Source organism: Streptomyces sp. NPDC059247 (assembly GCF_042754005.1).
Lineage (GTDB): Bacteria > Actinomycetota > Actinomycetes > Streptomycetales > Streptomycetaceae > Streptomyces.
This window is the reverse complement of sequence record NZ_JBHYZW010000011.1, coordinates 121043-133790: the sequence shown is the minus strand read 5'-3', so window position 1 is coordinate 133790 and position 12748 is coordinate 121043. Positions and strand designations below refer to the sequence as shown.

11 protein-coding genes are annotated in these 12748 nt (G+C 73.4%); 2 read left to right on the top strand and 9 right to left on the bottom strand.

Going from position 1 to position 12748, the window contains the following annotated elements; translation table 11 throughout:
- From ACFXGN_RS20950 to ACFXGN_RS20925, 6 genes are all read right to left on the bottom strand, one after another.
- The gene (locus ACFXGN_RS20950) at positions 1–393 is read right to left on the bottom strand and encodes a hypothetical protein (RefSeq protein ID WP_384861191.1); all 393 of its coding nucleotides are present in this window, start codon (positions 391–393) and stop codon (positions 1–3) included.
- On the bottom strand, positions 386–2239 hold the full coding sequence (locus ACFXGN_RS20945; RefSeq protein ID WP_384861189.1) for a hypothetical protein: 1854 nt from the start codon (positions 2237–2239) through the stop codon (positions 386–388). Before ACFXGN_RS20945 ends, ACFXGN_RS20950 begins: the two co-directional genes overlap by 8 nt.
- Before the next feature lie 347 nt (positions 2240–2586).
- Complete coding sequence (locus ACFXGN_RS20940; protein ID WP_384861186.1) at positions 2587–3576, bottom strand: malate dehydrogenase; 990 nt, start codon at positions 3574–3576, stop codon at positions 2587–2589.
- Between the two features lie 183 nt (positions 3577–3759).
- Complete coding sequence (locus tag ACFXGN_RS20935) at positions 3760–5163, bottom strand: DUF2690 domain-containing protein (protein WP_384861184.1); 1404 nt, start codon at positions 5161–5163, stop codon at positions 3760–3762.
- A gap of 231 nt (positions 5164–5394) precedes the next feature.
- Complete coding sequence (locus tag ACFXGN_RS20930; protein WP_384861181.1) at positions 5395–6051, bottom strand: DUF3017 domain-containing protein; 657 nt, start codon at positions 6049–6051, stop codon at positions 5395–5397.
- Position 6052: 1 nt separating this feature from the next.
- Positions 6053–6913, bottom strand: a complete 861-nt coding sequence (locus ACFXGN_RS20925) for a bifunctional methylenetetrahydrofolate dehydrogenase/methenyltetrahydrofolate cyclohydrolase (protein ID WP_384861178.1) — start codon at positions 6911–6913, stop codon at positions 6053–6055.
- Positions 6914–7161: 248 nt separating this feature from the next.
- On the opposite strand from ACFXGN_RS20925, the gene ACFXGN_RS20920 reads away from it, so the two are divergent.
- Entirely contained in the window at positions 7162–7764 is a 603-nt protein-coding gene (locus ACFXGN_RS20920) for a hypothetical protein (protein ID WP_384861175.1), read from the top strand.
- Between the two features lie 89 nt (positions 7765–7853).
- Here ACFXGN_RS20920 and ACFXGN_RS20915 read toward each other — a convergent pair whose 3' ends face one another.
- The 3 genes from ACFXGN_RS20915 to purN form a co-directional block, all read right to left on the bottom strand.
- Positions 7854–9311 carry a DUF2079 domain-containing protein gene (locus tag ACFXGN_RS20915; protein WP_384861431.1) on the bottom strand — a complete coding sequence of 486 codons (1458 nt, stop codon included), beginning with the start codon at positions 9309–9311 and terminating at the stop codon, positions 7854–7856.
- A gap of 267 nt (positions 9312–9578) precedes the next feature.
- Positions 9579–11150: a bifunctional phosphoribosylaminoimidazolecarboxamide formyltransferase/IMP cyclohydrolase gene (purH, locus tag ACFXGN_RS20910; RefSeq protein WP_384861173.1), complete on the bottom strand. Its 1572-nt coding sequence runs from the start codon at positions 11148–11150 to the stop codon at positions 9579–9581.
- Complete coding sequence (gene purN / locus ACFXGN_RS20905) at positions 11125–11754, bottom strand: phosphoribosylglycinamide formyltransferase (RefSeq protein WP_384861171.1); 630 nt, start codon at positions 11752–11754, stop codon at positions 11125–11127. The genes purH and purN overlap by 26 nt, the downstream gene beginning before the upstream one ends.
- Positions 11755–12006: 252 nt before the next feature.
- Here purN and ACFXGN_RS20900 point away from each other — a divergent pair, with 252 nt between their 5' ends.
- The gene (locus ACFXGN_RS20900; protein ID WP_384861168.1) at positions 12007–12735 is read left to right on the top strand and encodes a hypothetical protein; all 729 of its coding nucleotides are present in this window, start codon (positions 12007–12009) and stop codon (positions 12733–12735) included.
- The last annotated feature ends 13 nt before the right edge of the window (positions 12736–12748 follow it).

Genomic DNA, 12748 nt, shown 5'->3' with positions numbered 1-12748 from the left:
TCAGCCACCGAGCAGCACGCCGACCGCCTGGCCGACGGCCACCCCCGAAGCGAGGATGCCGGTCACCGCGCCCGCGTCCGTGAGGGCGCGGCGCAGCCGGGTCAGCCGTCCGGTGCCCGCGCGGCCGGTGCCCTCGATCTCGTCCTCGGTGTCGGCGAGTTCGGTGCCGAGGGCGGCCGTCCCCTCGGTGGGCACGACGCCTTCGAGGTCGGCGCGGAGCCTGCGGACGGCCCGGAGGAGTTCCTCCTGCGCCGGGTCGCGGTGGGGCGCGGCACCCTGGACGGTGCTGGTGACGGTGTTGTGGTCGCCGATGGTGACGTTGCCGCCGGTGTTGGTGACGTGGACGCCCCCGTGGGCGCGTCCGGCGCCGGTTCCGGTCTCCTGCTCAGCCACGGTTTCCTCCGGTGCTCGTGGTGGTGAAGGTCCTGTTGGTGACGGTGTTGTGGTCGCCGACGGTGACGTTTCCCCGGGTGTTCTCGATGAACGTGGCGCCCTCGGCGACGTGCACGATCCGCTGCTCGAACTCGCCGGTCTCGTAGCCCGCCTCGCGGAGCGCGCACAGGACGCCGTTCGCGATCCGGTCCTGCACGCTCTTCAGATAGCGGCTGTGGTCCATCTCCTGGAAGAGCGAGGCCCGGTCGTCGGAGCCCAGCTCGCGGACCGAGATCCGGGGCCCCTCGGGCAGCGCGCGGGCGTGGCCGCCGGTGAGCAGCCGCCAGAGGTGCCCGAGCGAACGCCCCGCGGTGACGAACGCCTGTCCGCCGGAGCGGGGGGTGCGGCCCAGCGCCCAGACGGCCCGGCCGAAGCGGTGGTTGTGCCGGTAGCGGTGGGCGATCCGGTCGGCGTACCGGTAGAGCGGCTTCACCGGCCGCAGCACGTGCGGCGCGACCTCCAGCATCAGCATCCCGCCCTGGGTGTGGACGCGGACGAAGACGGTGGTGACGACCTCCTCGCCCCAGCCGCCGACCCGGATCCGCAGGAAGTGGCGGCGGGCCTCGCCGCCCTCCTCGACGGAGCCCGAGCGGTGCCGCTCGAAGCCCTCGGGGCCGTACGGGGCGGCCGTGCGGGCCGGAAGCCCGTCGACCGGCAGGAAGACGACCTCGTCGATCTCCAGCTCGCGCAGCCGGTCCCGGACGGCCGCCCTGAGGTGCGGCGCGCCGTGCGGAGAGGGCTCGCGCAGGGCCTCCACCAGCGGGACGACGTGCCGCATGACGGCGCTGTTGTCGAGCGGGGAGGCCGGGCCCCCGAGGTCCTCGCGGGGCCGGAGTTCGACGGAGAGCGACCACGGTTCGTACGGTTCGCCCGCGCCGCAGAACGGGTCCTCGGCGCCGTACATGACGAGCGGTTCGCCCTGCTCGACCCGGACGCGGTCGCGCAGCCGCCGGAACCGGACGCCCTCGGCCCGTTCGGCGGGGTCGGAGGCCAGGTCGGGGAAGCGGTCGCGGGACAGCTCCTCGGTGAGCGCGCGGGCGAACTGGCCCTGCTGCGTGGCCACCGCCCAGGCGACGAGGCACGGCACCGCCAGGGTGAGCCACGCCTCCACCGGTCCGACGCCCCCCAGTCCGGCGACGGCACCGACCCCGAAGCCGACGAACGCGAGGGTGTCGGCGGCGCCGTCGAGTCCCTCCCAGACGGCCTCCTGGTCGCTGAGGGCGAGGAAGAGGAGCAGCAGCACGGACTGGAGCAGCATCAGCCGCCCGTACCAGCGGAGCAGGAAGGCGGGGACCACCCGGAAGAGGGGCGCGGCGGCGGACCGGCCGCGGATCCAGCGGGCCAGACCGGCCACCACGAACGGCACGATCAGGAACAGGATCAGGCCCCTGGTGAGCGGCAGCGCGATGATCCAGAGGGCTATGACGCCGAGGGACCAGCCGAGTTCGACGCGGCGGGCGCGCAGCGCGTGGGCGAGGACGCGGGCGGCGTCGAAGCCCAGGGAGGGGGCGGCGAAGCGCTCCTCGTGGACGTACAGCTCGTCGATGACCGCGTCCCGGTACGCGTCGTCGAGGTAGGCGCCCGCGCAGAGCAGCCGGGTGGCCTCACTGGTGGACGGGTGGCGGCGCGGGCCGACGGGCGCCGGGCCACCGCCGGGCGGGAAGCCGGGTGGGATGCCGGGCGAGAAGCCGGACGGGAAGCCGGGTGGTGTGGCCTGCGGTGGGGCCTGTGGCGGGATCTGCGGTGGGACGCCCGGTGGCGCGTTCGGTGGTTCGTCGGGCTCCCCGGGCAGGAAGGACTGCGGCAAAACTCCCCCGATGGTGTGCAACTGCCGTGAGGTACGGCCGCCTTGGCGGCGGACCGGGGCGTCAGCATAGGGGAGGAGGCCGAGCGGTGTCGGCGGGAATACGAGAGCCGGGCGAGGGGGGCGCCGACCAGGGACCGGGAGCGCGGTCGGCCGTGCCGGTGGGAGCGCGGGACCCGGGCGGGCGGGACCGGCGGAGGGGCCGGGAGCCCGGCGGGCACGAGAACGGCGCCCCCGGGCCGTACGGTCGGTCGTACGGCCCGGGGGCGCCGGGTAGGTGGGTCCGGGTGGGACCGGCCCCGGATCGGGCCGGTCGGTACCGGACTCGGATCAGGCCGGTCGGACCGGACTCAGATCAGGCCGAGCTCGCGCACCGCGTCGCGCTCCTCGGCGAGCTCCTGGACGGAGGCGTCGATGCGGGCACGGGAGAAGTCGTTGATCTCCAGGCCCTGGACGATCTCGTACTTGCCGTCGACGCAGGTGACGGGGAAGGAGGAGATCAGGCCCTCCGGGACGCCGTACGAGCCGTCCGACGGGATGCCCATGGAGGCCCAGTCGCCCGGGGCGGTGCCGTTGACCCAGGTGTGGACGTGGTCGATGGCGGCGTTCGCGGCGGAGGCGGCGGAGGACGCGCCACGGGCCTCGATGATCGCGGCGCCGCGCTTGGCGACGGTCGGGATGAAGGTGTCGGACAGCCACGCCTCGTCACCGACGACCTCGGCGGCGTTCTTGCCCGCGATCTCCGCGTGGAAGATGTCCGGGTACTGGGTCGCCGAGTGGTTGCCCCAGATGGTGAGGCGCTTGATGTCCTCGACGGACGAGCCGGTCTTCTGGGCCAGCTGCGTCAGCGCGCGGTTGTGGTCCAGACGGGTCATCGCGGTGAAGCGCTCGGCCGGGACGTCCGGGGCGGCGGACTGGGCGATCAGGGCGTTGGTGTTGGCCGGGTTGCCGACGACGAGGACCTTGATGTCGTCCGCGGCGTGGTCGTTGATGGCCTTGCCCTGCGGCTTGAAGATGCCGCCGTTGGCGGCGAGCAGGTCGCCGCGCTCCATGCCCTTGGTGCGGGGGCGGGCGCCGACGAGCAGCGCGACGTTGGCGCCAGCGAAGCCCTGGTTCGGGTCGTCGAAGATGTCGATGCCCTTGAGCAGCGGGAACGCGCAGTCGTCGAGCTCCATGGCGGTGCCCTCGGCGGCCTTCACGCCCTGCGGGATCTCGAGGAGGCGCAGCTTGACCGGCACGTCCGCGCCGAGCAGGTGGCCGGAGGCGATGCGGAAGAGCAGCGCGTAGCCGATCTGGCCGGCCGCGCCGGTCACGGTGACATTCACGGGAGTGCGGGTCATGGCGATCTCCGTAAGACAGCTGGCGGTGGGGGTCCCTGCCCCTGGTGCGGGATAGCTCTCTTGATCGATCGGTGTCTCGACATGAAGAGATATCCAGCGGTCAGGCTATCCGACCCGGGCCCCGCTGAATCCCCACCCCCTTGTGGTCCGCCTCACTGCGGTCGGCCCGCCCCGGGCCCGGTGTCACGGGTCCGGGGTCGTGGTGCAGCCCTTCCCGCCGTCCGCGAGGGTGCCGCAGGCGCGCGCGGCCGTGCCGGAGCCCACGGCGACCATCGGGGTGTACGCGCCGGTCGCCGCCGCCCCGGTGCCGCTCACGACGGTGGCGCTCCGCTCGGCGCCGGAGGCCGCGACGGTCACGGTGTCGCCGGGGGCGGCCCCGGCGATCCGCGCCCACGCGGCCCCGCAGACGCGGCTGTAGCGGACCTCGACCCGGGCGTCGCCGACCCGGGCCCCCGCGACGGTGACGGCGAGGTCGCCGCCGCACCCCATGTCCTCCGGGTCCCGGCCCGCGCAGTCGGCGCCCACGCACTTCACGCCGGGCGGGAGGCTCGGGGGCCGGGTCGTGGGCGGCGCCGTGGTCGGGGGCGGGGCGGTCGCCCGGTCGTCCGTACCGCCGGAGCCGCCGAGGTCGACGAGGAGCAGCGCGGCGGTGACGACGAGCGCCAGGCCGGTGATCCCGGCGGCGTAGAGCAGCACGGTACGGCGCCGGGAAGCGGGGGCGGCCGGTCCGGACACGGGACCGGAGCCGGGGACGGGAGCACGGGGGCCGGGCGCGGGATCTCCGGGACCCGAGCCGGAGCCGAAGGCACGGGAACCGAGGTCGGGGCCGAAGCCGGAGGCCGAGACCGAGACCGAGGCAGGGACAGGGACAGGGACAGGGACAGGGGTACGCGGGCCGGGCGCGGGGCCGGGGGCCGGTGCGGAGCCGCCGTGGACGGCTCCGGCGGCGGCCCGGGTGGTCCCGGGTGCGGCTCCGGCGGCGCCCCGGCCGGTCCCGGGTGCGGGGCCGGGGCCGGGACCGGCCGGGGTCCGGGGCGGGCGGTCGTGCCCGGCGCCCGGCGCCGTACCGGGCCGCTCCACGCGCCGGAGGCTCAGGGTGCGGTCGCCGTCGTCGCGGTGGGCCGTCTCCGCGCCTCCCCCGGCACGGGCCGCCCCGCCGAAGCCGTACCGCTCGACGTCCTCGGCGGACGCCACGGCGTCGAGCGGTACGGCCCGGTCGGCACGGTCGGCACGGTCGGCACGGTCGAGATCGTCTCCGGGACCGGCACCGGCACCGGGATTGATGCCGTCCCGTCCCGCGCGCTCCGCCGCCGCCGCGAGCGCGGCCCAGGCGCGGTCCGCCTGTCGCCACTGGGCCGTGAGGGCCGCCGGGTCGTCGCCCGTCGCCTCGGCGAGGGCCATGACGGCGCCCCGGGGTACGGGAAGGAGCGCGTCCAAGTACGTGTCCCACGCGGACCGTTCGTGTCCGGTGCGGTCGGCGAGGGCGGTGACCGCGAGGCCGCTGCGGTCCACCAGCCTGCGGAGCCGTTCCGTGAACGCTCGTATGTCCGGGTCGAGTTCGCCTGGCAGCGCCTTCCAGCCGGACATGCGCGGTCTCCCTTGTCCCGTACCCCTCGTGCCTGCCGTTCCCCGAAGGATGGCAGGTCCACGGCCGGGCCCGCTGCCCCGGTGCGGCGCCGAGGTAGCGGAATGGTCACCTCCGTGCCACAGCGCGCCGCCGGAGCTTGAACGTCCATTGGCACGTACATGACCCTTGATCACAGCGGCGCCCGCCCTCCCACGGGGGAGAGGGCGGGCGCCGTCCTCACGCGCTCCGGACTACGTGACGGTGAGGTGGAGGATCTCCTCCAGGAAGGGGATACGCAGCCAGGGCTCCGGCTGGACCATGAGCGCCAGCATCACGATCAGACCGCCCATCACCCCGTACGTGATCAGGTCCGTGAAGCGGGACCGGACGGCCAGCATCCCGACGGACGGCAGCGCCCAGCGCATCACCGCGCCCACCAGGAGGGCGATCCCGATCAGGATCGTGCCGACCCGGAAGGCCTGCGGGAACAGGTCCGTGCCCACCACCAGCAGCCCGAGCCCGGCGAGCGTGAGCACGGTGAGCAGCGGCCACTGGCGGGCGGGCGCCGGGGCGTTGCCGGGGGCGGCCCGTCCACCGCCCTCGGGCCGCGCGGTGCTGGTGGTGAAGAGGGAGCGGCGCCTCTTCGGGGAGCCCGCGGCGGTGACCGTCCCGCCACCGGAGACCTCGCCCCTGCCGGGACCCGACGCCCCGCCGGGAGCCGTACCCGCGCCGGAGGCCGTACCCCCGCCGGAGGCCGTCCCCGCGCCGGAGGCCGTACCCCCGCCGGAGCCCGACGTGCTCCGTGTCTCCGTGGCGTCCACCCCTTCGGTGCCGTCCGTGTCGCCCGTGTCGTCCGTGCCGCCCGTCCTGTCCGGGTTCCCCGACGTCCCCGGGGTCCCGGAGCTCACGTCAGAGCGCCGTGGCCGCGCGCTCGGCGGCCTCGACGACGTTGACGAGAAGCTGGGCGCGGGTCATCGGGCCTACACCGCCCGGGTTCGGGGAGATCCAGCCGGCCACCTCGGCGACGCCCGGGTGCACATCGCCGAGGATCTTGCCCTCGGCGTTGCGCGAGACGCCCACGTCGAGGACGGCGGCGCCCGGCTTCACGTCCTCCGGCTTGATCAGGTGCGGCACACCGGCGGCGGCGACGATGATGTCGGCGTTGCGCAGATGGGCGGAGAGGTCCCGGGTGCCGGTGTGGCACTGGGTCACGGTGGCGTTCTCGGAACGGCGGGTGAGCAGCAGCGGCATCGAGCGGCCGATGGTGACGCCCCGGCCGACGACCACGACCTCGGCGCCGTCGATCTCGACGCCGTGGCGGCGGAGCAGCGTGATGACGCCGTTGGGCGTGCAGGGCAGCGGGGCGGGCTCGTTGAGCACCAGACGGCCGAGGTTGGTGGGGTGCAGGCCGTCCGCGTCCTTGGCCGGGTCCATCAGCTCCAGGACGCGGTTCTCGTCGATGCCCTTGGGCAGCGGGAGCTGGACGATGTAGCCGGTGCAGTCGGGGTCCTCGTTGAGCTCCCGGACGACCGCCTCGACCTCCTCCTGGGTGGCGTCGGCGGGCAGGGTGCGCTGGATCGAGGAGAGGCCGACCTCCGCGCAGTCCCGGTGCTTTCCGGCCACGTACTTCTGGCTGGCGGCGTCGTCGCCGACGAGGACGGTGCCGAGTCCGGGCGTGATGCCCCGTTCCTTGAGGGCCGCCACACGGACGGTCAGATCGGACTTGATCGCGGCTGCGGTGGCCTTGCCATCGAGAATCTGGGCGCTCATGGAGACATCCTCCCGGATGACCCCCGCCTTGTTCCAATTCGCTCCTGGGGGAAGGCCGCTCGGACGGAACGGAAGGTTGCACTCGCACAACTCCGCCGCCTATCGACTGGACAAAAAGTCGACGCAGACACGACGATGATCGGCGAAGTACCGCGGAAAGTGCCGGGGGGAATCCACTGAAATGCCGTGAAAGTCCTCCGCGCGGGCCGCGTCGTCCCCGCACAGAGAAATTCACGGAGGAAACCGCGATGAGCTTCGGCGACCCGAACAACCCTTACGGCCAGCCGCAGGACCAGGGCCAGGGCCAGCAGCCCGGTTACGGCTACCCGCAGCAGGCACCGCAGGGCGTGCCGCCGCAGCAGGGCTACGGCTACCCGGCCGCCCCGCCGCTCTCGCCGTACGGCAACGGCGGTCTCCCGGGCGCGGCCATGCAGATGCCGGGCGGGGTGAAGGCCGCGCGCGTGATGCTCTGGATCATGGGCGGACTGAACGTGATCGGCGCGATCGGGATGATCGCCCTCTCCTCCGCCTTCAGCAGCGAGCTGGAGAAGTCGGCCGGCTCCTCCGCCGACGCCGAGACGTTCGCCAGCCTGGGCCAGGGCCTGATGATCGCCGCGGCCGTCTTCTCGCTGATCATCGGCGTGATCGCCATCCTGCTGGCCGTGAAGTTCAAGTCCGGCGGCAACGGTGTCCGCATCGGCGCCATCGTCTACGGCTCGGTCGGCGCGCTGTTCGGCGTGTTCTCGCTGCCGCTCGGCCTCGTGACCCTGGCGCTCTCGGTCCTGGTCATCGTCTTCGTCGCGAAGTCCGACGGCTCGGCCTGGTTCAACCGCAACAAGCAGCAGTACTGACCGCACCGGTCCGTCTCCGCGCGGACCGTACGGAAAGGGCCGGGGCCCGGTTCCACAAGGAACCGGGCCCCGGCCCTTTCCGTGTCCCGTCACACCTTCTTGAGGACCGCGAAGCCCTCCGAGCGGTGCACGATCTCGTAGCGGGCGCCCGGATGCAGTTGCGAAGCGAGCTGCACCGGGTCGGATATCTGCTGGGACCAGCCGCGCAGGTCGTAGGCGAGGTAATCGGGATCGACCTCGCCCGAGGAGCCCGCCCAGTAGACGCGGTGCTCCGCCGTCAGATGGGCGAGGAGCGACACGTCGGCCTCCACGCTCACCCCGTCCGGCACCGCGCCGACCGCGGCCCGCGCCTGCTCGGCGCGGGCGTCCGTCCGGTACGTCTCCGGCTTGGTCAGCTCCCGCAGCGGCAGGTTCGCGGCGAGGACCAGCGCGACCGCCGTGGCGACCGGGACGGCCACCTTCCCGTACGAGGCGAGCCAGGCGCGCGGCGAGGTGCGCGCCGAGCGGACGCCTTCCACCAGGGCCAGGAAGACGACCGGCATCAGGATCGCGCTGTAGTGCCAGTGCATCCCCCAGTGGTTGGAGTCCTGGGAGAGGAAGCGCCAGCCGAGCGTGGGCAGGACGAGCAGGACCAGCGGGGAGCGCAGGGCGAGGAAGCCGGTGACGGCCAGCAGGTAGAAGAGCATCTCCCAGCGCTCGCCGGAGGCGAGGGCGTCCCCGACGACCTGTCCGAAGGAGGTGTCGGCGCCCTGTCCGGTCTTCTCTATCTTGGCCCAGTAGTCGTACTGTCCGGCCCGGCTCGCCGCCGGGATGAGGACGAGGACCGTCAGGGCGAAGGCGGCGGTGCCGAACCCGGTGAGGGCCGCGCCGAGCCCCTTCTGCCCCTTCAGGAAGAGGACCGCGCCGACCATGGCGACGGTCAGGCCCATGTCCTCCTTGACCAGGACGAGCGGGACGGACCACGCCACGGCGGCGGTCCAGCGCCCGAGGAGCAGGGCCCGGCAGGTCAGGGCGAGCAGCGGGACGGCGAAGGCGATCTCGTGGAAGTCGGACTTGACCGCCTCCTGGAGCCCCCAGGACAGCCCGTACGCGACGGTGATCCCGATGCCCGTGGCCCGGCTGCCCAGGATCTGCTGGGTGGTCCGGCCGACGACGACGGCCGAGGCGGCGAACAGGGCGGCCTGTGCGAAGAGGAGGGCGACCGGCGAGGGCCAGATCCAGTACAGCGGGGCGAGGAGCGCGGTGACCGGGCTGAAGTGATCGCCCAGTATCTGGAAGCCGGGCCCCTTGATGTCCACGACCGGCGACCGGAACTCGGCGTACGCCCTGACCGACTGCCCGAAGATCCCGAGGTCCCAGGAGGGGGTGCGGAAGTGCGCGTACTGGACCCACGAGTAGAGGAAGTACAGGGCGCACAGGACGCCCGCGAGGATCAGGTACGGGCGGAGCGGGGCGGGTGCGAGGCCGTCAGGCGGCTCGGCGGCGGCGGCCGGGCCGGGAGAACCGGTGACGGTCTCCTCTGCGGACCTGTTCCGTACGTCCAACACCACGCCCCCACTACCAGTGGCCGACAAAAGAGCAACCCATTAGACCAGAGTCCACCCGATCGGCGGACCCGGTACGTGGAGGCCGGGGGGCCGGGGGCGGGACCTCGGGGCGGCAAAGGGCCGGTCCCTCCGGCGCGGGCGCGGGGCCCGCACCGGAGGGACCGGTGGAAGACGTACGGATCGGCGGAACGCGTCCGGACCGGCGGAAAAGCCGCGGATCCTTGGCGGCCCGGCGGAGAAGCCGCGGATCAGTGACGGATCAACGGATCAGTGGAAGAAGTGGCGCGTGCCCGTGAAGTACATCGTCACGCCCGCCTTCCGCGCCGCCTCGACGACCTGCTCGTCACGGACCGAGCCGCCGGGCTGCACGACCGCCTTCACGCCCGCCTGGGTGAGGATCTCCAGGCCGTCCGGGAAGGGGAAGAAGGCGTCGGAGGCGGCGTACGAGCCGCGCGCCCGCTCCTCGCCCGCCCGCTCGACCGCGAGCTTCGCGGAGTCGACCCGGTTGACCTGGCCCATGCCGACGCCGACCGAGGCGCCGTCCTTGGCGAGCAGGATCGCGTTGGACTTGACCGCGCGGCACGCCTTCCAGGCGAAGTCCAGCTCGGCCAGCTCCTCGGCGGACAGCGCCTCGCCCGTGGCGAGCGTCCAGTGGGCCGGGTCGTCGCCCTCGGCCTGGAACACGTCGGTGTGCTGCACCACCGCGCCGCCCGACAGGAACTTGACGTCACCCGGCTGCGCCGGGGTGCCCTCGACCCGCAGGACGCGGATGTTCTTCTTGCGCGCGAGGACCTCCACGGCGCCGTCCTCGTACGCCGGGGCCGCGATGACCTCGGTGAAGATCTCGGCGACCTGCTCGGCCATCGCCACCGACACCTCGCGGTTGACGGCGATCACCCCGCCGAACGCGGACAGCGGGTCGCAGGCGTGGGCCTTGCGGTGCGCCTCGGCGACGTCCGCGCCGACCGCGATGCCGCACGGGTTGGCGTGCTTGATGATCGCCACGCACGGCTCGTCGTGGTCGAAGGCGGCGCGGCGCGCGGCCTCGGTGTCCACGTAGTTGTTGAAGGACATCTCCTTGCCGTGCAGCTGCTCGGCGTTGGCGAGCCCGCCCGGCTGCCCGTCGACGTACAGCGCGGCGGCCTGGTGCGGGTTCTCGCCGTAGCGCAGCGTGGACTTGCGCTCCAGGGTCTCGCCGATGAACTCGGGGAGCCCGTTCGCGTCGGCCTCGGGGGCGTAGACATTGGTGAACCAGGAGGCGACGGCCGTGTCGTACGCGGCGGTGTGCTGGAACGCCTCGGCGGCCAGGCGCTTGCGGGCCACCAGGTCGAAGCCGCCCGCCCCGACGGCGGCGAGCACGTCCGCGTACCGCTCCGGGCTGGTGACGATCGCCACGGACGGGTGGTTCTTCGCGGCGGCGCGGACCATGGACGGGCCGCCGATGTCGATCTGCTCGACGCACTCGTCCTCGGTGGCGCCCGACCGGACGGTCTCGGTGAACGGGTACAGGTTCACGACGACCAGGTCGAAGGGCTCCACGCCCAGCTCGGCGAGCTGCGCGCGGTGCGACTCCAGACGCAGGTCGGCGAGGATGCCCGCGTGCACCTTCGGGTGGAGGGTCTTGACCCGGCCGTCCAGGCACTCGGGGAAGCCGGTCAGCTCCTCGACCTTGGTGACCGGCACCCCGGCGGCGGCGATCCTCCCGGCCGTGGAGCCGGTGGAGACGAGCTCGACACCGGCCTCGTGCAGGCCGCGGGCCAGCTCTTCGAGCCCCGTCTTGTCGTAGACGCTGACCAGCGCGCGGCGGATGGGCTTAACGGTGTCCGTGTTCACCGACATGAACCTTTCGTCCCTCAATGCGGTAGCCGTGCCGGGCGAGACGCCCCACGACGTCGACGAGCAGCGAACGCTCGACTTCCTTGATGCGCTCGTGCAGAGCGGCTTCATCGTCCGTCTCCCGCACCTCGACCACGCCCTGGGCGATGATCGGGCCGGTGTCGACGCCGTCGTCGACGAAGTGGACGGTGCACCCGGTGACCTTCGCGCCGTACGCGAGGGCGTCGCGCACCCCGTGGGCACCGGGAAAACTGGGCAGCAGGGCCGGGTGGGTGTTGACGACCCGGCCGTCGAAACGGGCGAGGAACTCCTTGCCCACGATCTTCATGAAACCGGCCGAGACCACGAGGTCCGGCTCGTGCGCGGCGGTCGCCTCGGCCAGCGCCCGGTCCCACTCCTCGCGGCTCGCGTGGTCCTTGACCCGGCAGACGAAGGTGGGGAGCCCGGCCCGCTCGGCCCGCTCCAGACCGGCGATGCCGTCGCGGTCGGCGCCGACCGCGACGATCTCCGCGCCGTACCCCTCGGGGTCCGCGGCGATGCCGTCGAGGAGGGCCTGCAGATTGGTACCGGAACCGGAGACCAGGACGACGAGGCGGGCGGCAGCCACTGGGTCACTCTTTCCGTGGTGTTTGTGCGGTCGTACGAACGAATCGTGTCGCTCGATACGGGGAACCCTACGAATGGCTCGACCGACCGCAACGATACCGGCACACCGGACGGCCCCCGCGGGACGGGGGCGGGGCAGGGCGGTAGCGTCAGGGCCGACGCCCCCACACGCGGCAGACAGCCAGTAGACGAGACAGCAGCGGAGACCACGGTGCGGACGTGGTCGAGACGACAGAGGGAAGACGTTCAGCACATGCCGGAACGCCAGTCCACGGACGACAACAACCCGTTCGCGCCGCCGCCCGAGGGCAGGCCGGACCAGCCGTGGCAGCCACGGCGACCGGAGGACTCGGACGACGGGTCCGGTTCCCAGGGCTCGCCCGACGGCCGCTGGAGCCCCCGCCAGCCCGGCCGCTCGGACGACGGCTTCGGCCGGGGGCCCGAGCGCCAGGACGGCGGTCAGGGCGGCCCGGGGCAGGGGGGTCCCGGCCAGGGCGGCGGCCAGGCCGGCGGCGGACGTCAGGGAATGCGCTGGGACCCCACGGACCCGGCGCAGCGGCGGGCCCGGTACGCGATCCTCTCGGGCATGTGGGCCTTCTTCTTCGCGATCTTCGAGATCCCGGAGCTGGCGCTGCTCCTCGGCGCGCTCGGCCTGTACTGGGCGATCAGCGCCCTGCGCGCCCGGCCGAAGGCCACCGCCCCCGAACCGACGTCGGCGCCGGGGCCCGCCGAACCCGCTCCCCCGGCCCCGGGACAGGCGCCTTCCCGGGCGACCCAGCTCCGGTCGATGCGGACCGCCGCGATCAGCGGTCTGGTGGCGGCGAGCGTGGCCCTGATGATCGTCGCGGTGGGCTTCACCATGAAGCTCGTCTACCGCGACTTCTACGAGTGCCGTGACGACGCCCTGACCCACGCGGGCCAGCTGGCCTGCAACGACCTGCTCCCGAAGCCGCTGCGCGCGGGCTTCGGCGTCAGGGAGTAGCCGGAGGGCGAAC

Bases quoted from the DNA above. Each gene is read 5' to 3' on its own strand.
- ACFXGN_RS20900 (WP_384861168.1), top strand. From the start codon at position 12,007: ATGCCGGAACGCCAGTCCACGGACGACAACAACCCGTTCGCGCCGCCG.
- ACFXGN_RS20940 (WP_384861186.1), bottom strand. From the start codon at position 3,576: ATGACCCGCACTCCCGTGAATGTCACCGTGACCGGCGCGGCCGGCCAG.
- ACFXGN_RS20935 (WP_384861184.1), bottom strand. From the start codon at position 5,163: ATGTCCGGCTGGAAGGCGCTGCCAGGCGAACTCGACCCGGACATACGA.
- ACFXGN_RS20920 (WP_384861175.1), top strand. From the start codon at position 7,162: ATGAGCTTCGGCGACCCGAACAACCCTTACGGCCAGCCGCAGGACCAG.
- ACFXGN_RS20925 (WP_384861178.1), bottom strand. From the start codon at position 6,913: ATGAGCGCCCAGATTCTCGATGGCAAGGCCACCGCAGCCGCGATCAAG.
- purH (WP_384861173.1), bottom strand. From the start codon at position 11,150: ATGTCGGTGAACACGGACACCGTTAAGCCCATCCGCCGCGCGCTGGTC.